The organism is Sulfuricella sp. (assembly GCA_041651995.1).
Classification (GTDB): Bacteria; Pseudomonadota; Gammaproteobacteria; order Burkholderiales; family Sulfuricellaceae; genus Sulfurimicrobium.
The window spans coordinates 22,780-45,993 of record JBAZID010000018.1 but is presented as its reverse complement, the minus strand read 5'-3'; the positions used below and the strand labels follow the sequence as shown (position 1 = coordinate 45,993).

Below are 23,214 nucleotides of genomic sequence, written 5' to 3'. Positions count from 1 at the left end.
GACAGGTTCTCCATCACGTGAATCAGCCCCATCACCGCGCCCAGAATACCGATAGTGGGCGCGTAACCACCAGCCGATTCCCATACCTTCGCGGCCTGGCGCTGGTGTTCCTCATAGGTATTGATTTCCACCTCCAGGGCTTCGCGGATTTTATCCGGTTCCGCGCCGTCAACCAGCATCTGCAGACCTTTGCGCTTGAAAGGGTCGGACAAGGCATCGATCAGCGGTTCCAGCGCCAACAGGCCGCCTTTACGGGCAATCTGGCTCCAGCCAAGAAGCTCCTCGATCAGTTCTGCGGGGTGCGCCTGAGGCGGCACAATTACCCATTTGAGCAACCTCATTCCGTTGAGAAAAACAGGCAGCGAGCTTTGCAGCATGACAGCACCCATGGTGCCGCCAATCACGATGAAAAATGCCGTAACCTGTATCAGGGACGCAACATTCCCACCTTCAAGAATCTGCCCGCCAACAATGGCAGCCAGGCCCAGCAGCAGGCCGGCAATACTGATCAGGTCCACGCCGCCACGCATCAGCGGTTCAACCAATCCTTGAGCCGGCTGCGCAGACGTGCGACTGCCTGGCTATGGAGCTGACTGACACGAGATTCGGTCACGCCCAGTACTGCACCGATTTCCTTCAAGTTCAACTCCTCTTCGTAATACAGGCTCATCATCAACTGCTCGCGTTCCGGCAGATCCTTGATCGCCTCCACCAGCGCGGCACGAAATGCGCCATCCTCGATTTGCCCGAGAGGACCGGGCCGCCCATCAGCCGCATGGCGCTCGAAAAAGTCATCCTCGCCTTCGGACCGGCAATCCTCATAATGCACCAACTGATGACCACGCGCATCCAGCAACATCTGCTGGTACTCCTCCAGCGGCACATGCAACTCCCTGGCCAGTTCCTGCTCACCCGGAGATCGCCCCAGTTGCTGCTCGAGTTTGCTGATTGCGGCCTCGATGGTGCGCATGCTCTTGCGCGACGAACGTGGCGCCCAGTCAGCCTCGCGCAACTCATCCAGCATGGCACCGCGAATACGCTGGCTGGCATAAGTTTCGAACTGCGCGCCCTGTGTCGCGTCATAGTGGCCAATCGCGTCCAGCAGGCCAATCAGTCCGGCCTGAATCAGGTCGTCAACCTGAACGCTGGGCGGCAATTTTGCCGCCAGATGGTGCGCGATGCGCTTGACCAGCGGCGCATACTGCGCCACATACTGATCGTTGCTCTGCAGTTTGCCGTTAGCCTGATACATATTGCCGCTCAAACCCGTCCCGGCAAGCCGGATTCACCCGCCGCCGCACGGCTGGTCTGAATCAGACGCTGCATGAAAGACTCCAGTTGCCCTCCTTCACCATCGGGATACGGCCACTGATCGACCGCTTCCGCCAGATCGCGAAATGTCTGGGCCGCCGCGGTTGCAGGGAAAGCGTCCACTGCCGAGCGACCCAACTGGGTGGCGCGATGCAGTTTCTCGTCAAGCGGCACGCATCCCATGTAATCCAGCGACACCTTGAGAAAGCGGCTCGCCACGGAGGCCACATTGCTGAACACTGCCTCACCCTCTTCAGGGCTGGCCACCCGGTTCACAATAATATGAAAACTGCGCCGTGCGAAGCCCTGATTCAGCACCTTGATCAGGGCATAGGCATCGGTCATCGAAGCCGGCCGGGGATCCACCACCAGCACCAGCTCCTGAGCCGCCAGGCTGAGCGGCAGGACATGGCTTGCCACGCCCGCCACGGCATCGACCAGCACCACATCGACCGGCAGCGAAAGCTGGCCAAAAGCATGCACCAGCGAGACCTGCTCTTCCGCTCCAAGGACCGCAAGGGATTGCACGCCCTGGCCGGCGGGAACCACCATGATGCCTTCCGGGCCTGACAACATGACCTGCTCCAGGCTGCGTTCGCGCCTGACGACATGGCCGAGGTCGTAGTAAGGGGTAAGGCCCAGCATGCCAACCACGCTATGCGCGCCCTGATGCTCATCCAGCACCATCACCTGCTTGCCGCGTTTGGCCAGCGCAGCCGCCAGATTGATCAAGGCTGTGGTTTTACCCACCCCGCGCCTGCCACTGGTAAGCGTCACAATGCGCACGAAATCACCGGACAGCAAGCGGCGTAATCCCGCGGCCTGATCCTGCATGACTTCAGCCACGCAGCGTCCCCGCGCCGGATGCGCTCTCGTCGCTGACGCCGGCCATCACCAGAGGGAATTCCCCTTCTTCCAGACTGAACGATGCATGCGTTTCGGGTGGGCGGAAGGCCCGGTCCACCAGATATGAGGCATTCGCCAGGTGCAGGTCTTCAGGGACGCGCTGTCCATTGGTGATGTAATTCAGCGGCAATTGATGGCGGATAATGACATCGAGCGCACCACCAAAACTGATCGCCTCATCCACCTTGGTCAGGATGCAACCATCCATTCCAGAGCCCTTGTAGGCACGCACTACATCTTCCAGCGTGCTGCCCTGCGCGTTGGCGCCGATCAGAAGCAGTCGCTTGACGCTGCGGCCGCCGCCGGTCAGCAGGGCCACCTGTTCTTCCAGCCGGCGGTCGCGCTGGCTCATGCCCACGGTATCGATCAGCACCAGATGCTTGTTCTGCAGATCAGCGAGCGTAAACTGCAAATCGGCTTCATCCTTGACCGCATACACTGGCACGCCGAGAATTTTTCCATAAATCCGCAACTGCTCGTGCGCACCGATCCGGTAGCTATCGGTCGTCAACAAGGCCAGCTTGTTGGCGCCATGCTTGAGGCGGCAACGCGCCGCGAGCTTGGCCACGGTGGTGGTCTTGCCGACCCCGGTCGGGCCAACCAGAGCATAGACGCCGCCACGGTCTATTATGTCGCCGCCATCCTTGACCACGCGCAGATTATGTACGAGTGCGGCCTTGACCCATTTCATGCCGCGATTGAAGTCACCACCGGGCGGCAGCTTTTCCAGCAGTTGGCGCGACAGAGCGGGGCTGAACCCCACGGCCAGCATGTGGCGCAGCACCTCCACCTTGATCGGGTCGCTGCGCTGCAACTCACCCCACGCCAGGCCTGCCAACTGCCCCTCCAGCATGCCGCGCAGGGAGCGAATTTCATGCATCATTTCCTGCACCACGCCATCCATGGCATTAGGTGCGGCAGGCAGCGCGGCCTGGGGTTTGACATGCTGCGCGGCAACGGGGGAAACCGCGTCCAGCATGGCTTCCTGGCGGATGCGTTGCAGTACGCTGATATCTTCCCTTTTGAGCGGACGCGGCTCCTGGCTGGCCGGACTCAAGGGGGGTTCATGACGCGGCGGCTGGCTTTGCGGCTTGCGCGGCTGGCTGATTACCGGTGCCGCAGCCAGCGCGGGCGTAGCGAGGGAGGCCACATCCATATTGGCCACGGCCATGATTTCAATCATGCCATCCGCAGAGCGGTTGGAAAGAATGATGGCATCCGCGCCCAGGGCATCCCTGACCTGGCGCAAGGCCTCACGGGTATTGGCAGCGCGGAATTTTTTTACATTCATGCTCTGGCACCCAGCACGGCAGTCACGCGAATATTTTTGGAATCAGGAATTTCAGCGTGGGAAACCACTTTAAGCTGAGGCGCCACGCGACGCAGGAAGCGCGATAGCAACGGACGCAACGCCGCAGGCACGAGCAGCACGGCGGGCAGGCCCATCTGTTCCTGCTGCTGCACCGCTTTGGCAGTTTGCTGCACCAGATTTTCCGCCAATCCGGGCTCCAGTCCCAAACCTTCGCCCATGCCCTGGGCGGCATGCATCATGATCTGTTCGAGATCGGGCTCGAGGGTCATCACCTGCAACTCTGCGGCTCCCGGGTAAATTTGCTGCATGATAGCACGGCCCAGCGCGACGCGAACCGCTGCGGTCAGGTCGGCCGCATCCTGGCTGCGGCCGGCATGATCGGCCAGGGTATCGATGATGGTTCGCATGTCACGGATGTGCACGCCTTCATCGAGCAGATTCTGCAGCACTTTCTGCACCACGCCCAGAGGCAGTAGTTTGGGCACCAGTTCCTCCACCAGTTTGGGGGATTCCTTGGCGAGGTGATCCAGCAATTGCTGCGTCTCTTCCCGCCCCAGCAGTTCTGCGGAATGCGTCTGGATGATATTGGAGAGATGGGTCGCCACCACCGTGCTGGAATCCACCACCGTATAGCCGAAGGTTTGAGCCTGGTCGCGCAGATTGGCTTCAATCCATACCGCCGGCAGGCCGAATGCCGGATCGGTCGTCGTTGTGCCTGGCAGGTTGCCTAGCACCCGGCCGGGGTTGATCGCCAGATACATGCCAGCGTAAGCCTCACCCTGTCCGATCTCGACGCCTTTCAGACTGATGCGGTAAGCACTGGGGCGCAACTCGAGATTATCGCGTATATGCACGGGCGGCACCAGAAAGCCCATATCCTGCGCGAATTTCTTGCGGATGCCGCGAATCCGGCGTAAAAGCTCGCCGTCCTGTGTTCGATCCACCAGGGAAATCAGGCGATAGCCGACTTCCAGCCCGAGCGCATCCACCGGCATCACATCGTTCCAGCTCACTTCCTGCATTTCCGGCGGCTGGACGGCTTCCGGTGGAGGCAGGGCGGAAATTTCGGGGGCCCGGGCCTTTTGCTCAATATAGTAAGCCGTGCCCGCCAGAGCGCCGGCCAGAATAAAAAATGCGACATGCGGCATACCCGGAATCACCCCAAGCAAGCCCAGAATAGAAGCGGTGATGTACAGTACGGCTGGCTTGTTGAAGAGCTGGCCGATCAACTGCTGCCCGACATCTTCATCGGTTGCCACGCGGCTCACCACCATGCCGGCGGCAGTGGAAATGATCAGCGCCGGGATCTGCGCCACCAGGCCGTCACCAATGGCGAGCAGGGTGTAGTTGTTGGCGGCGGTGGCAAAATCGAGGTTGTGCTGGAAAATGCCCACCAGCAGGCCACCGATGACGTTGATGAACAGGATCAGGATACCGGCCACGGCATCGCCGCGCACGAACTTGCTGGCACCATCCATGGAGCCGAAAAAATCCGCTTCCTGGGAAATCTCGGTGCGCCGCTTGCGGGCCTCTTCCTCGCCGATCAGCCCGGCATTGAGGTCGGCGTCGATGGCCATTTGCTTGCCGGGCATCGCATCCAGGGTGAAGCGCGCGCTGACCTCGGCGATACGTCCCGCGCCCTTGGTAATCACCACAAAATTGATCACCACCAGGATAATGAACACCACGATGCCGACGGTGTAATTGCCGCCCACCAGGAAATGCCCGAAAGCCTCGATCACCTTGCCCGCGGCATCCGGCCCGGTATGCCCTTCCAGCAGCACGATGCGGGTCGAAGCCACGTTGAGGGAAAGGCGCAGCAAGGTGGTGACCAGCAGTACGGTGGGAAATACCGCGAACTCCAGCGGTTTCTGGGTATACAGGCTGACCAGCATCACGATCATCGCGATGGCAATATTGAAAGTGAACAGCAGATCGAGCAGAAACGGCGGCAATGGCAAAACCATCATCGCCAGAATCAGGATGATAAGAACCGGCCCCACCAGGCCTTTCAGGCCACGGCGGTTTAGCAGGGGCGGAGCGTCCACCCGGGCATTCATTTAGCAACCTCTGATTGAATCAAACTGCTTCCCTTACAAAATCCAGTTCCGGCGGCACCGGCAACTCGCGCGGCGTTTCGGGCGCGGTACCGCCATAAGTGCGGTAGCGGCGTAGCTGGTAGATATAAGCCAGCACCTCCGCCACCGCAGTATACAGCTTGGCGGGGATTTCCTGACCCAGTTCTGCGTGCCGGTAGAGGGCGCGGGCCAGTGGCGGCGCTTCCAGAATGGGCACCCGGTTTTCCTCGCCCAGCTCACGAATGCGTTGCGCCAGCAGCGCAGCACCCTTGGCCACCACCTGTGGCGCGCCCATCTTGCCTTCCTGATAGCGCAGAGCCACTGCATAGTGGGTCGGGTTGGTAACGATCACGTCGGCCTTGGGCACCTCGGACATCATGCGGCGCCGCGCCGATTCACGCTGAAGCTGGCGAATCCGCGCCTTGACATGCGGATCGCCCTCGGTTTCCTTGGATTCCTGCCGCACATCTTCCTTGGTCATACGCAGTTGCTTTGCATGATTCCACAACTGAAAAGGAACATCGATCGCGACAATCAACAGCATGGATCCGGACACCGCCATGAAAGTGAAACCCACCATGCGAGCCGCATGAGGGAGTCCGGAATCGAGTGGCTCAGCCACCAGCGACAGGATTTCATTCACGTCCTGCCACACCACCCACAAGGCCACACCGCCAATGAGTGCGGTTTTGGCAATGGCCTTGACCATTTCCGCCATGCCGGACCAGGAAATGATGCGGGTGACCCCTTTCAGGGGATTGAGGCGAGAAAAATCCGGTTCCAGTGCCTGGGCCGAAAACAGCCAGCCGGAAATCACCACGGATGAAGCCACGGTGACGACCATCAACAAACCAAGAAAAGGGAGAATAGTCAGCAAGATATCCAGCGAATGCAGATGCAGTTGTTGCAGCATCTGACCTGGATTGAAAATGACAGCCCGGTCCAGCGTCAGGCTATTTCGCATCATGGAGCGCAGATGCTCCATCATGCCCCCCCCCATGAAAATCAGGCCGCCGCCCGCAGCGAGCAGGATGGCAACCGTGGTCAGCTCGCGCGAGCGCGCGACCTGGCCCTTCTCCCTTGCCTGCTCTATCCGCCGCGACGACGCGGGTTCTGTACGTTCAAGATCGCTGTCTTCAGCCATTTCCACCCTCTTTGGAGCAGAAGTTTAACATGGCATGAAACCTGCCGAAATGGGCTTACCCGTCGATCATGAAGCGCTTATTCGGCTTCTTCCATCCATGCCATCTGGATGGCTTCGAGAATTTTTTCGTTGGAGCGGTTGGGGTCGTCGCTGAATCCGTCCAGTTGCGTCACCCACTGGTGCAAGTCGGTGAAGCGCACGTACTGGGGATCGGTATCGGGCTGGCTGTCATACAGCGCCTCGGCAATCTGGTGCACATCGGTCCACTTCATGTTAGTGATGCCCTTCCTTGACCATGTTGATGGTGTACTTGGGGATCTCGATCACCAGATCCTGAGCGTCCACGATGGTCTGGCAGGACAGGCGCGAGTTCGGCTCCAGGCCCCAGGCCTTGTCGAGCATGTCTTCTTCCAGTTCCTCGGCTTCGTTGAGGGATTCCAGTCCCTCGCGCACGATCACGTGGCAGGTGGTGCAGGCGCAGGATTTCTCGCAGGCATGCTCGATTTCAATACCATTTTCGAGCAGCGTATCGCAGATGGACACACCGGGTTTGGCTTCGATCACCGCGCCCTCGGGGCACAGTTCTACGTGGGGCAGTACGATCAGTTGGGGCATGTTTAATTCTCACATTTTTTAATAACCACGGAGCACACGGAGATCACAGAGAAAAAAGCAAGATCGTCATTCTCCGTGATCTCCGTGTGCTCCGTGGTTTAGCTCATTCAGGATTCCAGTTCTTCCAGCTTGTGCCCTGTCAGGGCCTTGTTGACACTGGCGTCCATGCGCCGCGCGGCGAAGGATTCGGTGGCGTGGTTGAGGGTTTCCACCGCCTGGGTCACGCGGCGGTGGTCGTCGCCGGCTATGGCCGCGCGCAACTGCTCGATCATGGCGGCGATTTTGTCGCCCTCGCCCGCTTTCAGCAGATGAGAATCCTCTTCCAGCGCCGCTTCCACCGCCTCGATCAGGCGGCCACCTTCCACCCGTGCCTCCTGCAAGGTGCGAGCCAGCATGTCGTCCCTGGCATACGTGAGCGAGGCTTGCAGCATCCCGGTGATCTGTTCGTCACTCAAGCCATAGGAAGGCTTGACCGTTACCGAGGACTCCACGCCGGTGCTCTGCTCGCGCGCCGTGACCGAGAGCAGGCCATCGGCATCGACCTGGAAGGTGACGCGGATGCGCGCCGCCCCGGCCACCATGGGAGGAATGCCGCGCAGCTCGAATTTCGCCAGCGAGCGGCAGTCGCTGACCAGTTCGCGCTCGCCCTGCACCACGTGGATGCTCATGGCGGTCTGGCCGTCCTTGTAAGTCGTGAATTCCTGCGCGCGCGCCACGGGGATGGTGGAATTGCGCTGAATGACTTTCTCCACCAGGCCACCCATGGTTTCCAGGCCCAGCGACAGCGGAATCACGTCCAGCAGCAGCCAGTCGTCTTCGCTCCGGTTGCCTGCCAGCACATTGGCCTGGATCGCGGCACCCAGCGCCACCACCTTGTCCGGGTCAAGGTTATTGAGCGGTTCCTGGGCAAAAAAATCACCCACGGCGTGCTGAATGATCGGCATGCGGGTGGAGCCGCCGACCATGACCACGCCCTTGATATCATCGACCGACAGCCCGGCATCGCGCAGGGCCTTGCGGGTCGGCGCCAGGGTCTTGCTGACCAGGCTTTTGGTGATGCTGGCAAATATTTCCGTGTTCAGGGTCAGATCCACCGTCTCGCCCGTGGAAAGCACGGCGGTAATCGTCGCTTCCTCGTGCTCGGTCAGGACTTCCTTGGCCGCGCGGGCATGGGTCTGCAGCAAGCGGACATCCCTGTGGTTCAATCCTGAAAGGCTGGCCTGTTCAAGTATCCAGCAATAAATCCGATGGTCGAAGTCATCTCCACCCAGGGCGGAATCACCATTGGTGGATAGCACCTCGAACACGCCGCGGGAAAGCTTGAGAATGGAAATATCGAAAGTGCCGCCACCCAGATCGAACACCGCGAACACGCCCTCTGAGCCATTGTCGAGGCCATAGGCCACGGCGGCGGCAGTCGGTTCGTTGAGCAGGCGCAGCACGTTGATACCTGCCAGCCGGGCCGCATCCTTGGTGGCCTGGCGCTGGGCTTCGTCGAAATAGGCCGGCACGGTGATGACGGCGCCCACCAGTTCGCCGCCCAGGGATTTTTCCGCGCGCTGGCGCAGCACCTTGAGGATTTCGGCAGACACCTCCACCGGGCTTTTAACCCCGGCAACCGTGCTGATTTGCACCATCCCGGGCTCGTCCACAAAATGGTAGGGCATGTGCGCCGCATCGGCGATATCAGACAGGCCGCGCCCCATGAAACGCTTCACCGAAACAATGGTATTTTGCGGGTCCGTCGCCTGCGCGTGCATGGCATGACAGCCGACCTCCACGCCATCGGCGCGATAACGCACCACCGACGGCAGCAGGGAACGGCCATTTTCATCGTTCAGCACCACGGCAAGCGCGCTGCGCACCGTGGCCACCAGCGAATTGGTGGTACCCAGGTCTATGCCCACCGCCAACCGGTGCTGGTGGGGCGCGGCGCTCATGCCGGGTTCGGCGATTTGCAGTAATGCCATGAAAATCCTTTTTAAACAGACCCCAACCCCTCCCGGCCTCCCCTTGTCAGGGGAGGAGAAAAGCGGCTTCCCCCCTGATAAGGGGGGACTGAGGGGGGTTAAGCTTCCATCAACTCCAGGGCGCCATCAATTTCCTCGCCCAGCTTTTCCATGAATTTCAGCTTGCGCACCAGTCCGGATGCCCCCTGGTAGTCCGCCTGCTCGTCCAGCAGGCATCCCAGTTCCTGATGCTGTGCACGCATTTCCGCGCGCAGGCGGTTGTGCAATTGCTCCATGTCCGCGACATCCTGCGCCTCCCTGGCCTCCATGATGGCCTCGCGCCACTCCATCTGGGCCATGAGGAATTCCGCCGGCATGGCGGTGTTGCTTTCCTCCTGCGTATCCACGCCATGCAGATGCAACAGGTAGCGCGCACGGGAGAGCGGCTTTTTCAGGGTCTGATAGGCTTCGTTGACATGCGTCGCCCACTGCATCGACAGGCGCTTTTCCTGCTCGCCCAGGTGGGCGAATTTGTCGGGATGGACCAGTGTCTGGATTTCGCGGTAGGCCAGGTCCAGGCGCTCCATGTCGATGTGGAACGCGGATGCCAGGCCGAACAGCTCGAAATGGTTTTTGCTGAAATCGAAGTGCATCAGAGTTATACGTTAAAGCTCTCGCCGCAACCGCAAGCGTTCTTGACGTTGGGGTTGTTGAACTTGAAGCCCTCGCTCAGCCCTTCGCGGGTGTAGTCCAGTTCGGTGCCATCCAGATAGGGCAGGCTCTTGGCATCGATCAGCACTTTCACGCCGTGGCTGTCGAACTGCAAATCATCAGCACCGATTTCGTCGGCGAATTCAATCGTGTAAGCCATGCCGGAGCAACCCGAAGTGCGCACGCCGAGGCGCAGACCCACACCCTTGCCGCGTTTGGCCAGGAAATTGCTGACGTGTCTGGCAGCCTGTTCGGTCATTGTGATACCCATGATCAGCACGCTCCCTTGCAGGCATCGGTCACCACGTTTTCGCCATGCTTGGCCTTGTAGTCGGCCACGGCGGCCTTGATTGCGTCTTCAGCCAGGATCGAGCAGTGAATCTTCACCGGGGGCAGAGCCAGCTCTTCGGCGATCTGGGTATTCTTGATGTCCAGCGCCTGATCCAGCGTCTTGCCCTTGACCCATTCGGTCACCAGGGAACTCGATGCGATAGCCGAACCGCAGCCATAGGTCTTGAACTTGGCGTCCTCGATCACGCCATCCTTGTTGACCCGGATCTGCAGCTTCATCACGTCGCCGCATGCCGGCGCGCCGACCATGCCGGTCGCCACGCCTTCTTCCTCTTTGGCGAAAGAGCCGACGTTGCGCGGATTTTCGTAGTGATCCAGTACTTTTTCGCTGTATGCCATAGTAAATCTCCGGTTAGGGGAGAGGGGTGAGGGGTGAGGCGAGGAGTTTCCCCCTCACCCCTACCCCCTCACGCCTCACCAGTTAATCAATGTGCCGCCCACTGCACGGTATTCAAATCGATGCCGTCCTTGAACATTTCCCACAGCGGCGAGAGTTCGCGCAGCTTGCCGATCTTGTTCCTGAGCAGCTGTATCGCGTAGTCGATTTCTTCCTCGGTGGTGAAACGGCCGATGGAGAAGCGGATCGAGCTGTGCGCCAGCTCGTCGCTGTGCCCCAGGGATTTCAGCACATAGGAAGGCTCCAGGCTGGCGGAAGTGCAGGCCGAGCCGCTCGATACCGCGAGATCCTTGATCGCCATGATGAGCGATTCGCCCTCGACGAAACTGAAGCTGATATTGAGATTATGCGGCACGCGGTTGTCCATGTCGCCGTTGATATACACCTCCTCGATTTCCTTGAGGCCATTGTAGAGACGGTCGCGCAGCATGCGTGTGCGCTCGTTTTCCGCCGCCATTTCTTCCTTCGCAATGCGGAATGCTTCGCCCATGCCCACGATCTGGTGGGTGGGGAGCGTGCCGGAGCGCATACCGCGCTCGTGGCCGCCGCCGTGCATCTGCGCTTCGAGGCGGATACGCGGCTTGCGGCGCACATACAGGGCGCCGATGCCCTTGGGGCCGTATATTTTGTGCGCGGAAAAGGACATCAGGTCCACTTTCAGCTTTTGCAGGTCGATTACCACCTTGCCGCTGGCCTGAGCGGAATCCACGTGGAAGATCACACCCTTGCTGCGGCAGATTTCGCCCAGTGCGGGAATATCCTGGATCACGCCGATTTCGTTGTTGACGTACATCACCGAGGCCAGAATGGTATCGGGGCGGATCGCCGCGGTGAATTTATCCAGATCAATCAGGCCATTGGATTCGGGAATGAGGTAAGTCACCTCGTAGCCCTGGCGCTCCAGCTCGCGGCAGGTGTCCAGCACCGCCTTGTGCTCGGTGGCCACGGTGATGAGGTGCTTGCCCTTGCCCGAGTAGAAGTGCGCTGCGCCCTTGATGGCGAGGTTGTTGGATTCAGTCGCGCCGGAGGTCCAGACAATTTCCTTGGGGTCGGCATTAACCAGCCCGGCCACCTGCTTGCGGGCGTTCTCCACCGCTTCGTCGGCCTCCCAGCCAAAAGCGTGGGAGCGGCTGGCCGGATTACCGAATTTCTCGGTCAGGTAGGGGATCATTTGTTCCGCCACGCGGGGGTCCACCGGCGTCGTTGCGGAATAATCCAGGTAAATCGGCAACTTCATTACATTCTCCAAAAAGTCACATGACTGCTACGGCTGACAGGGCTCGCAAACGCTCCAACTCCACCTGCAAGACCCTGATAAATGATTCTGTCTGCTGCATGTTGTTGCCACGCCCCAGGCTCACCCGGATCGCGCCTTTGGCCAGCTCCGGCTCGACGCCCATGGCCAGCAGAACTGGGCTTGGCTCGGAACTGCCGCTGGCGCAGGCCGAGCCGCTGGCCACCGCAAAGCCCGCGCGATCCAGCGCAATCAACAACGTTTCTCCTTCGATGCCAGGAAAGGCAAAATAACTGGTATTTGCGAGACGCTGTGCCCTGGCACCGAATATCACGCCACCCAGAACCGCAACACCCGCCTCAAGCTCGTCTCTCATCCGGCCAAGCCGTTCCGCATCCAGCTCCATGCGCCCGAGCGCCAGCTCACAGGCTGCGGCAAAGCCGACAATACCCGGCACATTCTCGGTGCCGGCACGCAAACCTTTTTCATGCCCGCCCCCGGTCATCTGGGGCATCAATTCGACGCGCTTGTCGAGCACCAGCGCGCCAACGCCTTTCGGCCCATAAACCTTGTGCGACGACAGGCTCATGGCATGCACGCCAAGTTCCGCGAAATCCAGCCTGACCTTGCCCAGTGCCTGCACTGCATCAGTGTGCACCCGGGCACCCGCCGCACGCGCCTGTTTTGCCACTTCAGCCACATCCTGCAACACGCCGGTCTCGTTATTGACCAGCATCACGCTGACCAGGCCCGTCGTCGACTCCAATGCCCGAGCTAGATCATTCATGTCAAACCGGCCAGCAGCATCCGCCTCCAGCGGGCGCGACATCCAGCCCTGTGCCTTCAGGCTCTGGCACGGCTTCGCCACACAGGGATGCTCGATGCTGCCCCATATCACCTGGGATGGCGGCAGCGCTGCCGCCATCCCGCGAATGGCCAGGTTATTTGCCTCGGTGCCACCGCTGGTAAAAATTATCTGTGAGGGGTGTGCGCCCACCGCGTCCGCCACCCGCTCGCGCGCCTCATCAACCGCCTGGCGCGCTGCCCGGCCAAAGCCATGACGGCTAGAGGGATTACCGAACTGCTCCTGCATGTAGGGCATCATTCGCGCCAGCACACTCTCGTCGAGGGGCGTAGTGGCATTGTGATCGAAATACCCCTGGGCCATGATCACGACAGAAGCGCCGCCTCGCCATGCTTGAAACGATGATCCAAATGTGTCTGATGCTTGCTTCCCTGTTGCGAAGCGACCAGCTGGGCCAGATTCACGGATTGCAGATAATCGAAAATTTTCACATTGAGATTGGTCCACAGATCATGCGTCATACAGGGAAGATCATCGTGGCAATTGCCCAAACCGCCACACTTGGTAGCGTCAATCGGCTCATCCACCGCCTGGATAATATCCGCCACGGTAATCCCTTCCAGCCCCATGGCCAGACAATAACCGCCACCCGGACCGCGCACGCTCTCAACCAGGCCGTAACGTCTCAGCTTGCCGAAAAGCTGCTCCAGATATGACAAGGAAATTCGTTGCCGATCGCTGATCCCGGCCAGGGTGACCGGCCCCTCGCCATGACGCATGGCCAGATCAATCATCGCCGTTACCGCAAAACGTCCTTTGGTGGTCAAACGCATGTTTAGCCTCTTTGTAATGGGTACATCTTGCAAACACTATATTAAACCATACCATTTTAGTCAACTATTTTATTCAAATAACTGACATCGAACTTTTCCGTATCCTTTTCAGCATCGCTGATTTCCACCCCAAGACGAGAGAGATGATCCAGTATCTGCTGGATACGATGGTCGGTTATCACCGTATGATCCAGCAGGCTATGCACCGCCTTGACCATGGGATCATTCATGTCCTCGCTGATGGCATAGGCGGAAAACCCCATTATTGTGGCCTGGCTTTCCCGCTTTTCGGCCTGTTCGCCATCCAGAATGCGTGCCGGGATACCCACCGCCGTGGCACCCGCTGGGACGTCCTTTACCACCACCGCATTCGAGCCGATCTTGGCGCCATCGCCAATGTGGATCGGACCCAGAACCTTGGCTCCGGCGCCGATCACCACGCCCTTGCCGAGCGTGGGATGGCGCTTGCCTTTTTTCCATGAGGTACCGCCCAGGGTGACGCCGTGATACAGCGTGACATCATCGCCCAGTTCTGCCGTTTCCCCGATCACCACGCCCATGCCATGGTCGATGAACACGCGCCGTCCAATCCTGGCGCCAGGGTGAATTTCGATACCCGTTATCCAGCGTGCGAAATGCGCGGTAAACCGCGCCAGCCAGAAAAGCCGCCACCCCCACAAACGATGTGTCAGGCGATGAAATAGAACGGCATGCACGCCGGGGTAGGAGGTCAACACCTCCCAACGGGAGCGGGCAGCGGGGTCGCGGTCGAACACCACTGCAATATCTTCACGCAGATGTTTGAACATGATGTCTAAAAGGATACAATGATCGCATTATTCTATAACCAAGTGATTTAGTCAACTATTTACTTGGGGACCCGCCCTCGACAGGCCTTCGTCAAAATTCCCCGCAGTATATTTACTTCTTCCTTTTCCATCCCGGCGCGGGCAAACAGGCGCCGCAATCTCGTCATCAGGCGCCGCGGATCCAGGGGATCAAGAAAATCAATCTCGATCAGGGTGCGCTCCAGATGCTCATAGAGCCGCTCCACATCCTCGAAAGCGGCCGGGGGAAAGTCTTTTGATATGGGCTCCGTCACGATACCGCAGGTGCGCAACTCATAACTCACCACTTGTACCGCGGCAGCCAGATTGAGTGAACTGTATTCGGGATTGACCGGGATGGTAATCAGCAGCTGGCATTTTTCCAGTTCGGTGTTGGACAGCCCGGACATCTCCGTCCCAAACAGCAGCGCCACTGGCGCTTCGCCTGCCCGTTCCAGTATTTGCGGCGCCGCCTGACGCAAGGTCAACATGGTATGCGACAGGTCGCGGTGCCGCGCGGTCAGCCCCACTACCAGCACCGCGCCCTGCAAGGCAGGCTCCAGGCTGGAGCAGACCACGGCATTCTGCAACACGTCATTCGCGCCGGAGGCCATCGCATCGGCCATCGCATCGGGAAATTGCCTGGGGTTCACCAGAAAAAGATTGTGCAGTCCCATGGTCTTCATGGCCCGCGCCGCCGCGCCGATATTGCCGGGGTGACTGGGGTGACTCAGCACGACACGAATGTTGTCCAGCACGGAGTTACTCAAAACTGGTCTTTCCCATGTAAAATAGCGCCAAATTCCTGTTCATTAAAAGTCATCGAAACCACTATGCATCCCATGCTCACCATCGCGGTCAAGGCCGCGCGCCGCGCCGGCAACATCATCAACCGCGCCTCTCTCGACATCGACAAACTGACGGTCAAAAGCAAAAACCACAATGATTTTGTCAGCGAAGTGGATCGCGCCGCAGAAGACGCGATAATTGAAATCCTGCTGGAAGCCTATCCGAGCCACGAAATTTTAGCAGAAGAAAGCGGTGTTCGCGGCGAATCCGAATACCAGTGGATTATCGATCCGCTCGATGGCACCACCAACTTCCTCCACAGCTTTCCGCAATATGCGGTATCTATCGCCCTGCTTCATAAAGGCGTTCTGAACCAGGCGGTGATCTACGACCCGGTCCGAAACGATCTCTTTACCGCCACCAAGGGCCGCGGCGCCTACCTCAACGATCGCCGCCTGCGCGTTACCAAGGAAACACATCTCAAAAACGCGCTGATCGGCACCGGTTTCCCCTATACCAACTTCGCCCATATCGATGCCTACATGGGCATGTTCCGCGACCTCATCCAGAAAACCGCCGGGCTGCGCCGTCCGGGCTCGGCCGCACTCGATCTGGCTTATACCGCCGCAGGCCGTTTTGACGGCTTTTTCGAGATTGGCCTGAAGCCCTGGGATATCGCTGCGGGCTGCCTGCTGGTGCAGGAAGCCGGTGGCCTGGTAGGCGACTTCGAAGGCAACGAGAATTACCTCGCAAGCGGCAACATCATCGCAGGCAACCCGAAAGTTTTCGGGCAACTGCTTCAAGTGATCGCGCCACACCTGACGCCGGAACTCAAAACGCCGGCTGCAAAATAATACAAACCCGCCCGACCGGCGCCCGGCTTCATTTTCGGCGCCGGGAATCACTCCTCCCTATTTGCCGGACTTCGCTGCCACATCACGTAAAAAAGGCAGATATTGCAGCCAGCCCGATACCGGTCCAACATGGGAAAATACCACCATTCCGTGCTTGTCCAGCACATAGGTGGTGGGAAACACCCGGGCCAGTTCGCGGTCGCGAATCTGCTTGCCATTGGCCAGGGTCAAGGTATCCGAACCGGCATCCGCCACGCCGGAATCGAATAGCGGCAGCTTGAAGCCTTGCGCATCCATCCACAGGCTGGCAGTGCCATGGTCCTCGCGCATCTGCAACAACACCATCTGGATGCCGGATGATCCGCCCAGTGCCTGGTGCAGCTTCTGCAATTCAGGCATTTCATTGCGGCACGGCGGGCACCAGGTTCCCCAGAAATGCAGCAGCAGGACCTTGCCGCGCAAATCAGAGAGCTTCATGGCCTTGCCGGATGGCGATTTGACGGCAAGATCGAAAAAACGCTCGCCGCGTGCCTTGCCTGTGCTGGCTTTTGCGGCCGCGGCCCGGTTCCGGTAAGGCCGCCACAAGGTGCTCCAGTCTTTCGCATCGAATACCACCCGATCGTCCAACGCATAGAGCACGCAGGTTTGAGCCGTGCTGTTCTGACAGGACTGCAACGCCGCATCGGCAGCCATGTCCGCCGTCACTTCACCGTCCTTCCAGGCCCAGGCGCCGCCTGGCGCGATGGCAAAGGCACGATGCTGACCGGCCTGCAGGAAAGCCAGGTAACCATCGCGCCCGGCGGCATTGAGATGAGGCACGGCGTTCACGTCATTCAACGCTGCTGCCAGGGCGGCATCCACACTCAGGATGCCCAGCAATGCAAACAGCAAACGCAGAAAATTTTTCCTGATCACCAAATTCATTCCCCGATCAAATGGATCGCCACCCTGCGCTGCTGCGGCTGATAACGATGTTCGTACAAATAGATGCCCTGCCACGACCCCAGCATCATTACACCCTGCCGCACTGGAATGGAGAGATGGGTCTGGGTCAGCGCAGCGCGCACATGCGCCGGCATGTCGTCCGGGCCTTCCAGGCTGTGCGCGAAAAGAGGGTCGCCATCCTTCACCAGTCTGGCGAAAAAGCGCTCCAGATCAGCCTGCACATCGGGATCGTAATTTTCCTGGATCAGGAGGCTGGCGGAAGTATGCTGGACAAACAGGGTCAGCAGGCCGTCCGAAAAACCGGACTGTCCCACCCAGCGCGCCACCCGCTCGGTAAAGGCATAAAGGCCGCGACCGGCGGATTCGAGGGTCAGAATTTCAGAACGTTGCCGCATGCCGGGCATTATCCTGGAAACGGCGAGCGGCGGCGGAATGGATTCACCATGCCGTGGAAGCCGGCCAGGCAAATCAGGTTGCAGCTCGCGCAATTGCGCGGGCAATCGACGTCGCACTGGGTGCGAATGCCGGCCGGGCGATTGGGCTTGAAGAGCGGGGAAAGGAAATCGACCGGCTGCACAAATTCGGTATCCCAGAGCACCAGGCCGATTTTGGTGATGAAATTCGTTTCCGGCGGAGCAGTGAAGGCGCCGCCTGTTTCAAGTTCAAGTCCCAGCAACAGCATATTTGCTCTTTTTCTTGCGGGTGATCGGAGAGAGGAAAATCATACTCCGCAGGCATTTATTGGCAAGTTAAACCCTGGACGCGCTACGCAGCCCAGCCGCTCCATAAACCCTGGAAAAGAAAACAGGCGGCTGCCGGAGCAACCGCCTGTTTAGTGACACCTGGCACAGAGCCGTGATATGAACAGTGACTAATTCAGATCACTGATCACGGGCGGAAGCGTTTGAGTGCATCCTCCACGATCTGATGATTGTTCGTATTCCAGAAACGCCTGTTTGCATAAGGCGAATTCGGCATGAGTTTCTTTTTGAGAACTTCCTCACGGAATGACCCGACGTTATCTTTCCAGTACTCGAGGTTCCGTACTTCAGTTTCGGACAGGGTATGGCAGCCCTGACAATCTGTTACAACGACCTTCCAGAGTGCTGGCTCGCCAGCCCAGTCGCTTGGCATGTAAGCCGAGTTCTGCGTGGCCAACGGCAGTTTAGTGCCGCCGTAGAGCCCGCTTATCAGACTTTTCACGGCGCTGGGCGGTTTTGTCATTAGCACCCCTTTATTAAGCTTCTTCACATTGGCTTCATTATCTGCCCGGGATGTCAGCGCTCCGTACCCGAAAACGTTGAAGTCAAACGCAAGAAATCCGCCGCCGGTCTTGCCGCCACGGGTTGCAAAGTCCTTGTTCCCACCACCGTGGCAGGAAGCGCAGCCGTTTGGCAAGAACAGTTCTTCTCTCGTGGCCACGTCAGGATCAAAGAAAGTGCTGTTCTTGCGATTGCCAGCGGCATCGTAGATGTAGAACTTGGTGATACGGTCGCCATTCGGGCCAGGGGAGTATTCCATATTCACGATGGACTTTGCGTTTACGTTAAGGAACGCATCCTGCTCGCTCTCGAAGTTGAAAGTGGTATACGCAACATTCCCCACATTTCCGGGACGCTTGTCGATGACCATCTCGATTCTTCGCCAGAATCCGAGATCAGAGGTGTTTAAATGCCCCCCTGCCACAACGACTTCATTACCGGGATCATTAAAGCCATTAAGGTCTCTCCAGGCAGCCTGGGTCAACCTCTGGTTGGCTGGGTCGATGGTCTGGTAATACAAGATGGCGTCGGCTTCCGTGCTAACGCCGTTGGCTTTGAGCAAATTGCCTGAATACGCCGCGCCTGACACTATTCCAGCCACTAACGCAACTGAAATCAATGCTGCTCTGAATTTCATTTTCATTTCATTTCTCCTTGCAATAAATTATGCGAAGTGCGGCGTGATGACGGCCGCCAGTGCAAGACCGCGGCGGGACTGGATGCCGCGAATAGCGGTGGGTCGCGGATCGAGCTGCCATGAGATTTGCCTGTCCGGACATTGATCGCCGACCCGAAAATTCACAATACGCGCGTAGCGCCGGAAGAACACTTCGCTTAATGATGTATTTTTCACTGGCTGTGAGTACGACATCCAGCTTTTCCGATGCTGGCGAGGCTGTATTGTAGCCTCCTCGCCAAACCGTACCAATTTGAAGTAGAGTTTTCCCCCAGAAAGGAAGCTCTACATGAAGAAATCGAGATTCAGCGAGCAACAGATCGTCACCATCCTCAAAGAGGTTGAAATTGGCGCCAAGGTGAACGAGACCTGCCGCAAATATGGCATTTCTGATGCCACCTACTATAAGTGGAAGTCAGCCTACGCCGGCATGGATGTATCGCACCTTCGGCAGCTTAAAAATCTGCAGGCCGAGAATGTCCGGCTCAAGAAGATGTATGCGGATCTGGCGCTGGTGCACAACGCCCTGCAGGATGTTGTCAGCCGAAAGCTCTAGCCCCGTCGCGCAAAGCGGAATTGGCACGCGCCTTGATGGATGATCACGGCTTGTCGGAGCGCCGGGCCTGCCAAGCCGTACGCCTGGCACGTTCGGTTCTGCACTACCGGCCAGTGCCACGCGACGACGGGGCAATTATTGATGCCATGCAAGCCTATCTGGCAGTCAATCCACGGCACGGCTTTGGCTTGCTGTATGACAGCTTTCGATTCCGATCCTTGCCTTGGGGCAAGACGGTGCTGTGGCGTGTGTACTGCCAACTCAAGCTCAACCTGCCTCGCCGGGGCAAGAAACGACTGCCAGAACGAATCAAGCAACCCTTGGTCGCCGGCGGCACGCCGAACGACACCTGGAGTTGCGACTTCATGGCCGACGCCTTGTGGAATGGACGGCGCTTCAGAACCTTCAACGTACTCGACGAATTCAACCGTGAAGCCCTGCGCATCGAAATCGACACCAGCCTGCCGGCAGGGCGTGTGGTGCGGGCCTTGAATGAGTTGATGGAACTCAGAGGCAAACCGCGGCGGATTCGTCTGGATAACGGCCCGGAACTGGTCAGCCAGACGCTGGCCCAGTGGGCTGCAGACAATGGAGTGGAACTCATGTTTACCCAGCCCGGCAAGCCGACCCAGAACGCCTATATCGAGCGCTTCAACCGCTCCTATCGAACCGAGGTGCTGGATTGCTATGTGTTCGAGTCACTGCTCGAAGTCAGGAAACTGACAGAGGACTGGATGCACCGCTACAACCATGAACGGCCCCATGAGTCTTTGGGGAGGATTCCGCCAGTCGCTTATCGTATGCAACAATACCCCAACCCTCTACTTCTGCCTGGTACGGAATAGCGAGGAGGCTACAGTATCTACTGAGGTCAGGAAAGTACGCCCGTGTACGTTCCTGAAGTGAGCCGGAGACAAACTCTGGACGTAAAAAAACCGGGCATGTTTCCGTGCCCGGTTTTCCAGCAAACAGCGGATCTTATGACTTGTCGAAGCTGAACACCCCATCTCGGCAATCCACCCTGATGGTGTCCCTGGCGGCGAAATGACCGGCCAGGATTTCCTTGGCCAGCGCGTTCTCCAGACTGGACTGGATCGCCCGCTTCAAGGGTCTCGCACCAAACACCGGGTCAAATCCGGCGCTTGCCAGCTCGGACAGCGCTGCTTCGCTCACTTCCAGTCCCATCTCCATGGCGGCCAGCCGTTTTTCCAGGTACTGCAACTGGATGCGCGCAATGGACTTGATATGCGCCTCGCCCAGGGCGTGGAACACAACCACTTCGTCGATGCGGTTGATGAATTCGGGGCGGAAATAGGTTTTCACATCCTCCATCACCGAGGCCTTGATGGCTGCGTAGGGTTCGCCCGCCATGGCCTGGATATTCTGCGAACCGAGGTTGGAAGTCATCACGATCACGGTGTTCTTGAAATCCACGGTACGCCCCTGGCCATCGGTCATGCGGCCGTCGTCAAGCACCTGCAACAGCACGTTGAACACGTCGGGATGTGCTTTCTCCACCTCGTCGAGCAGAATGACGGAATAGGGCTTGCGCCGCACCGCTTCGGTGAGATGACCGCCTTCTTCATAGCCCACATATCCGGGTGGCGCGCCGATGAGGCGTGAAACGCTGTGTTTTTCCATGAATTCGGACATGTCGACGCGGATCAGGTGATCTTCCGAGTCAAACAGGAACCCAGCCAGCGCCTTGCACAACTCGGTTTTTCCGACGCCGGTCGGCCCCAGGAACAGGAAGGAGCCATAAGGCCGGTTGGGGTCCGCCAATCCGGAACGAGAACGACGAATGGCATCCGCCACCAGGCTGACAGCCTCGTCCTGGCCGACCACGCGCTCGTGCAGCTTGCCTTCCATTTGCAGCAATTTGTCGCGCTCGCCCTCCATCATCTTGGAAACCGGAATCCCGGTGGCACGTGAGACGACTTCGGCGATTTCCTCCGCGCCCACCTGGGTACGCAGCAGCCAATGGGTTCTGGTCTGCTCGGCATCGGCCGTGTCGGCGTGCTTCAACTGCGCTTCGAGTTGCGGGATTTTGCCATACTGCAGCTCGGAAACTTTCTGCCAATCGCCGCGACGATGCGCGGCTTCCATTTCAACCTTGAGCCGGTCTAGCTCTTCCTTGATATGCTGGCTTCCCTGAACCTGGGCTTTCTCGGCCTTCCACACTTCTTCCAGGTCGTTGTACTCGCGCTGCAGCTTGACGATCTCCTCGTCGAGCAGGCCCAGGCGTTTCTTCGAAGCCTCGTCCTTCTCCTTCTTCACCGCCTCGCGCTCGATCTTGAGCTGGATCAGGCGGCGGTCGAGTTTGTCCATCACTTCCGGCTTGGAATCGATTTCCATCCTGATGCGCGAAGCCGCCTCGTCGATCAGGTCGATGGCCTTGTCGGGCAGGAAGCGATCGGTGATGTAACGGTGCGACAGTTCAGCGGCTGCGATGATGGCCGGGTCGGTGATGTCCACGCCGTGGTGCAGTTCGTACTTCTCCTGCAGGCCGCGCAGGATGGCGATGGTGTCTTCCACGCTCGGCTCGTTCACCAGCACTTTCTGGAAGCGGCGTTCCAGCGCGGCATCCTTCTCGACATATTTGCGATACTCGTCCAGCGTGGTGGCGCCGATGCAGTGCAGCTCGCCGCGCGCCAGGGCGGGCTTGAGCATGTTGCCGGCATCCATCGCGCCTTCCGCCTTGCCGGCGCCGACCATGGTGTGCAGTTCATCGATGAACAGGATGATGCGGCCTTCGTCCTGCCCCACCTCCTTCAGCACCGACTTCAGCCGCTCCTCGAACTCGCCGCGGTACTTGGCGCCGGCCAGCAGACCGGCCATGTCCAGCACCAGCACGCGCTTGTTCTTCAGGGTTTCCGGCACTTCACCGTTGACGATGCGCTGCGCCAGGCCCTCCACGATGGCGGTCTTGCCCACGCCCGGCTCGCCGATCAGCACCGGATTGTTCTTGGTGCGGCGCTGCAAGACTTGAATTGCGCGGCGGATCTCGTCGTCGCGCCCGATTACTGGGTCGAGCTTGCCCAGGCGGGCGCGCTCGGTAAGATCGAGTGTGTATTTCTTCAGCGCCTCGCGCTGGCCTTCGGCTTCCTGATTGTCCACGTTTTCCCCTCCGCGTACCGCGTTGATGGCTTGTTCCAGATGGGCCTTGTCAACCCCGTTCTCGCGCAGCAGGCGCCCGGTCTCGCCCTTGTCCTGGGCTGCCGCCAGCAGGAACAGTTCGCTGGCGATGAACTGGTCGCCGCGCTTCTGCGCGTCCTTGTCGGTCAGGTTGAGCAGGTTGTTGAGATCGCGCGAAATGCTCACCTCGCCGCCATGGCCTTCCACCCTGGGCAGGCGCTCCAGCGCTTTCTGCAGGGCGGGCAGCAAGCCGCCGACATTGGCCCCGGCGCGCTGTAACAGCGACGCGGTACCGCCTTCCTCCTGTTGCAACAGCGCCAGCAACAAGTGCTGCGGCTCAATGAACTGGTTGTCCTGTCCGACCGCCAGGCTTTGCGCGTCGTTGATCGCCTGCTGGAATTTGGTGGTGAGCTTGTCGAAACGCATGGCTTTGTCCCTCGTGATTGAACTAAACCTTACTTTGGGGAGGGTCTGACAATTTCAAGCAAAACCGGGCGCCCAAGAACCAGAACAGCAGCCTGTGG

The 23,214-nt window shown here is 59.1% G+C and carries 25 protein-coding genes; 2 read left to right on the top strand and 23 right to left on the bottom strand.

Going from position 1 to position 23,214, the window contains the following annotated elements; translation table 11 throughout:
• The 17 genes from WC392_14680 to WC392_14600 form a co-directional block, all read right to left on the bottom strand.
• Window positions 1-545: flagellar motor protein (locus WC392_14680; GenBank protein ID MFA5243610.1), on the bottom strand; the 545-nt coding region annotated here is incomplete at its 3' end.
• On the bottom strand, window positions 530-1,252 hold the full coding sequence (locus WC392_14675) for an RNA polymerase sigma factor FliA (GenBank protein MFA5243609.1): 723 nt from the start codon (window positions 1,250-1,252) through the stop codon (window positions 530-532). The genes WC392_14675 and WC392_14680, both read right to left, overlap by 16 nt.
• A gap of 8 nt (window positions 1,253-1,260) precedes the next feature.
• Window positions 1,261-2,157, bottom strand: a complete 897-nt coding sequence (locus WC392_14670; protein MFA5243608.1) for a P-loop NTPase — start codon at window positions 2,155-2,157, stop codon at window positions 1,261-1,263.
• On the bottom strand, window positions 2,150-3,508 hold the full coding sequence (gene flhF, locus WC392_14665; protein ID MFA5243607.1) for a flagellar biosynthesis protein FlhF: 1,359 nt from the start codon (window positions 3,506-3,508) through the stop codon (window positions 2,150-2,152). Before flhF ends, WC392_14670 begins: the two co-directional genes overlap by 8 nt.
• Window positions 3,505-5,589: a flagellar biosynthesis protein FlhA gene (flhA, locus tag WC392_14660; protein MFA5243606.1), complete on the bottom strand. Its 2,085-nt coding sequence runs from the start codon at window positions 5,587-5,589 to the stop codon at window positions 3,505-3,507. The genes flhF and flhA overlap by 4 nt, the downstream gene beginning before the upstream one ends.
• A 19-nt stretch (window positions 5,590-5,608) precedes the next feature.
• The gene (gene flhB, locus WC392_14655; protein ID MFA5243605.1) at window positions 5,609-6,751 is read right to left on the bottom strand and encodes a flagellar biosynthesis protein FlhB; all 1,143 of its coding nucleotides are present in this window, start codon (window positions 6,749-6,751) and stop codon (window positions 5,609-5,611) included.
• 77 nt (window positions 6,752-6,828) lie between these two features.
• Window positions 6,829-7,023 (bottom strand): Fe-S cluster assembly protein IscX, encoded by a 195-nt coding sequence (gene iscX / locus WC392_14650; protein MFA5243604.1) that lies wholly within the window; start codon window positions 7,021-7,023, stop codon window positions 6,829-6,831.
• A gap of 1 nt (window position 7,024) precedes the next feature.
• A complete protein-coding gene (gene fdx / locus WC392_14645; GenBank protein ID MFA5243603.1) occupies window positions 7,025-7,366 on the bottom strand; it encodes an ISC system 2Fe-2S type ferredoxin in 342 nt (113 codons plus the stop codon).
• A 107-nt stretch (window positions 7,367-7,473) separates the two neighbouring features.
• Complete coding sequence (hscA, locus tag WC392_14640) at window positions 7,474-9,336, bottom strand: Fe-S protein assembly chaperone HscA (GenBank protein ID MFA5243602.1); 1,863 nt, start codon at window positions 9,334-9,336, stop codon at window positions 7,474-7,476.
• Between the two features lie 98 nt (window positions 9,337-9,434).
• Window positions 9,435-9,968 carry a Fe-S protein assembly co-chaperone HscB gene (gene hscB, locus WC392_14635; GenBank protein ID MFA5243601.1) on the bottom strand — a complete coding sequence of 178 codons (534 nt, stop codon included), beginning with the start codon at window positions 9,966-9,968 and terminating at the stop codon, window positions 9,435-9,437.
• A 5-nt stretch (window positions 9,969-9,973) separates the two neighbouring features.
• Window positions 9,974-10,297 (bottom strand): iron-sulfur cluster assembly protein IscA, encoded by a 324-nt coding sequence (iscA, locus tag WC392_14630; GenBank protein ID MFA5243600.1) that lies wholly within the window; start codon window positions 10,295-10,297, stop codon window positions 9,974-9,976.
• 2 nt (window positions 10,298-10,299) lie between these two features.
• Window positions 10,300-10,716, bottom strand: a complete 417-nt coding sequence (gene iscU / locus WC392_14625) for a Fe-S cluster assembly scaffold IscU (protein ID MFA5243599.1) — start codon at window positions 10,714-10,716, stop codon at window positions 10,300-10,302.
• An 86-nt stretch (window positions 10,717-10,802) separates the two neighbouring features.
• Window positions 10,803-12,011: an IscS subfamily cysteine desulfurase gene (locus tag WC392_14620; protein ID MFA5243598.1), complete on the bottom strand. Its 1,209-nt coding sequence runs from the start codon at window positions 12,009-12,011 to the stop codon at window positions 10,803-10,805.
• Between the two features lie 16 nt (window positions 12,012-12,027).
• On the bottom strand, window positions 12,028-13,176 hold the full coding sequence (locus WC392_14615; GenBank protein ID MFA5243597.1) for a cysteine desulfurase family protein: 1,149 nt from the start codon (window positions 13,174-13,176) through the stop codon (window positions 12,028-12,030).
• A gap of 2 nt (window positions 13,177-13,178) precedes the next feature.
• Window positions 13,179-13,646 (bottom strand): Fe-S cluster assembly transcription factor, encoded by a 468-nt coding sequence (locus tag WC392_14610; GenBank protein MFA5243596.1) that lies wholly within the window; start codon window positions 13,644-13,646, stop codon window positions 13,179-13,181.
• A 56-nt stretch (window positions 13,647-13,702) separates the two neighbouring features.
• Complete coding sequence (gene cysE, locus WC392_14605; GenBank protein ID MFA5243595.1) at window positions 13,703-14,455, bottom strand: serine O-acetyltransferase; 753 nt, start codon at window positions 14,453-14,455, stop codon at window positions 13,703-13,705.
• 59 nt (window positions 14,456-14,514) lie between these two features.
• Window positions 14,515-15,243, bottom strand: a complete 729-nt coding sequence (locus tag WC392_14600) for an RNA methyltransferase (protein MFA5243594.1) — start codon at window positions 15,241-15,243, stop codon at window positions 14,515-14,517.
• A gap of 63 nt (window positions 15,244-15,306) precedes the next feature.
• Here WC392_14600 and WC392_14595 point away from each other — a divergent pair, with 63 nt between their 5' ends.
• The gene (locus WC392_14595; GenBank protein ID MFA5243593.1) at window positions 15,307-16,116 is read left to right on the top strand and encodes an inositol monophosphatase family protein; all 810 of its coding nucleotides are present in this window, start codon (window positions 15,307-15,309) and stop codon (window positions 16,114-16,116) included.
• 57 nt (window positions 16,117-16,173) lie between these two features.
• Here WC392_14595 and WC392_14590 read toward each other — a convergent pair whose 3' ends face one another.
• The 5 genes from WC392_14590 to WC392_14570 form a co-directional block, all read right to left on the bottom strand.
• Window positions 16,174-17,031 (bottom strand): TlpA disulfide reductase family protein, encoded by an 858-nt coding sequence (locus WC392_14590; GenBank protein ID MFA5243592.1) that lies wholly within the window; start codon window positions 17,029-17,031, stop codon window positions 16,174-16,176.
• A gap of 5 nt (window positions 17,032-17,036) precedes the next feature.
• Window positions 17,037-17,456, bottom strand: coding sequence for a secondary thiamine-phosphate synthase enzyme YjbQ (locus tag WC392_14585; protein ID MFA5243591.1), 420 nt, complete (start codon window positions 17,454-17,456; stop codon window positions 17,037-17,039).
• Window positions 17,457-17,464: 8 nt separating this feature from the next.
• Entirely contained in the window at window positions 17,465-17,743 is a 279-nt protein-coding gene (locus WC392_14580; GenBank protein MFA5243590.1) for a hypothetical protein, read from the bottom strand.
• A gap of 206 nt (window positions 17,744-17,949) precedes the next feature.
• Complete coding sequence (locus WC392_14575) at window positions 17,950-18,966, bottom strand: hypothetical protein (protein ID MFA5243589.1); 1,017 nt, start codon at window positions 18,964-18,966, stop codon at window positions 17,950-17,952.
• A 21-nt stretch (window positions 18,967-18,987) separates the two neighbouring features.
• The gene (locus tag WC392_14570) at window positions 18,988-19,194 is read right to left on the bottom strand and encodes a hypothetical protein (GenBank protein MFA5243588.1); all 207 of its coding nucleotides are present in this window, start codon (window positions 19,192-19,194) and stop codon (window positions 18,988-18,990) included.
• A 94-nt stretch (window positions 19,195-19,288) separates the two neighbouring features.
• Here WC392_14570 and WC392_14565 point away from each other — a divergent pair.
• Window positions 19,289-20,400, top strand: a protein-coding gene (locus tag WC392_14565) for an IS3 family transposase (protein MFA5243587.1) whose coding sequence is annotated in 2 segments (ribosomal slippage) — window positions 19,289-19,550 and window positions 19,550-20,400 — 1,113 coding nt in all. Because the reading frame shifts where the segments join, the coding sequence is not laid out codon by codon here.
• 133 nt (window positions 20,401-20,533) lie between these two features.
• On the opposite strand, the gene clpB is transcribed toward WC392_14565, so the two are convergent.
• Window positions 20,534-23,116 carry an ATP-dependent chaperone ClpB gene (gene clpB, locus WC392_14560; protein MFA5243586.1) on the bottom strand — a complete coding sequence of 861 codons (2,583 nt, stop codon included), beginning with the start codon at window positions 23,114-23,116 and terminating at the stop codon, window positions 20,534-20,536.
• Window positions 23,117-23,214: the final 98 nt, after the last annotated feature.

Coding starts and splice junctions, on each gene's coding strand:
- WC392_14675 (MFA5243609.1), bottom strand. CDS start 1,252: ATGTATCAGGCTAACGGCAAACTGCAGAGCAACGATCAGTATGTGGCG.
- flhF (MFA5243607.1), bottom strand. CDS start 3,508: ATGAATGTAAAAAAATTCCGCGCTGCCAATACCCGTGAGGCCTTGCGC.
- flhA (MFA5243606.1), bottom strand. CDS start 5,589: ATGAATGCCCGGGTGGACGCTCCGCCCCTGCTAAACCGCCGTGGCCTG.
- flhB (MFA5243605.1), bottom strand. CDS start 6,751: ATGGCTGAAGACAGCGATCTTGAACGTACAGAACCCGCGTCGTCGCGG.
- iscX (MFA5243604.1), bottom strand. CDS start 7,023: ATGAAGTGGACCGATGTGCACCAGATTGCCGAGGCGCTGTATGACAGC.
- fdx (MFA5243603.1), bottom strand. CDS start 7,366: ATGCCCCAACTGATCGTACTGCCCCACGTAGAACTGTGCCCCGAGGGC.
- hscA (MFA5243602.1), bottom strand. CDS start 9,336: ATGGCATTACTGCAAATCGCCGAACCCGGCATGAGCGCCGCGCCCCAC.
- hscB (MFA5243601.1), bottom strand. CDS start 9,968: ATGCACTTCGATTTCAGCAAAAACCATTTCGAGCTGTTCGGCCTGGCA.
- iscA (MFA5243600.1), bottom strand. CDS start 10,297: ATGGGTATCACAATGACCGAACAGGCTGCCAGACACGTCAGCAATTTC.
- iscU (MFA5243599.1), bottom strand. CDS start 10,716: ATGGCATACAGCGAAAAAGTACTGGATCACTACGAAAATCCGCGCAAC.
- WC392_14620 (MFA5243598.1), bottom strand. CDS start 12,011: ATGAAGTTGCCGATTTACCTGGATTATTCCGCAACGACGCCGGTGGAC.
- WC392_14615 (MFA5243597.1), bottom strand. CDS start 13,176: ATGGCCCAGGGGTATTTCGATCACAATGCCACTACGCCCCTCGACGAG.
- WC392_14610 (MFA5243596.1), bottom strand. CDS start 13,646: ATGCGTTTGACCACCAAAGGACGTTTTGCGGTAACGGCGATGATTGAT.
- cysE (MFA5243595.1), bottom strand. CDS start 14,455: ATGTTCAAACATCTGCGTGAAGATATTGCAGTGGTGTTCGACCGCGAC.
- WC392_14595 (MFA5243593.1), top strand. CDS start 15,307: ATGCATCCCATGCTCACCATCGCGGTCAAGGCCGCGCGCCGCGCCGGC.
- WC392_14585 (MFA5243591.1), bottom strand. CDS start 17,456: ATGCGGCAACGTTCTGAAATTCTGACCCTCGAATCCGCCGGTCGCGGC.
- WC392_14580 (MFA5243590.1), bottom strand. CDS start 17,743: ATGCTGTTGCTGGGACTTGAACTTGAAACAGGCGGCGCCTTCACTGCT.
- WC392_14575 (MFA5243589.1), bottom strand. CDS start 18,966: ATGAAAATGAAATTCAGAGCAGCATTGATTTCAGTTGCGTTAGTGGCT.
- WC392_14570 (MFA5243588.1), bottom strand. CDS start 19,194: ATGTCGTACTCACAGCCAGTGAAAAATACATCATTAAGCGAAGTGTTC.
- clpB (MFA5243586.1), bottom strand. CDS start 23,116: ATGCGTTTCGACAAGCTCACCACCAAATTCCAGCAGGCGATCAACGAC.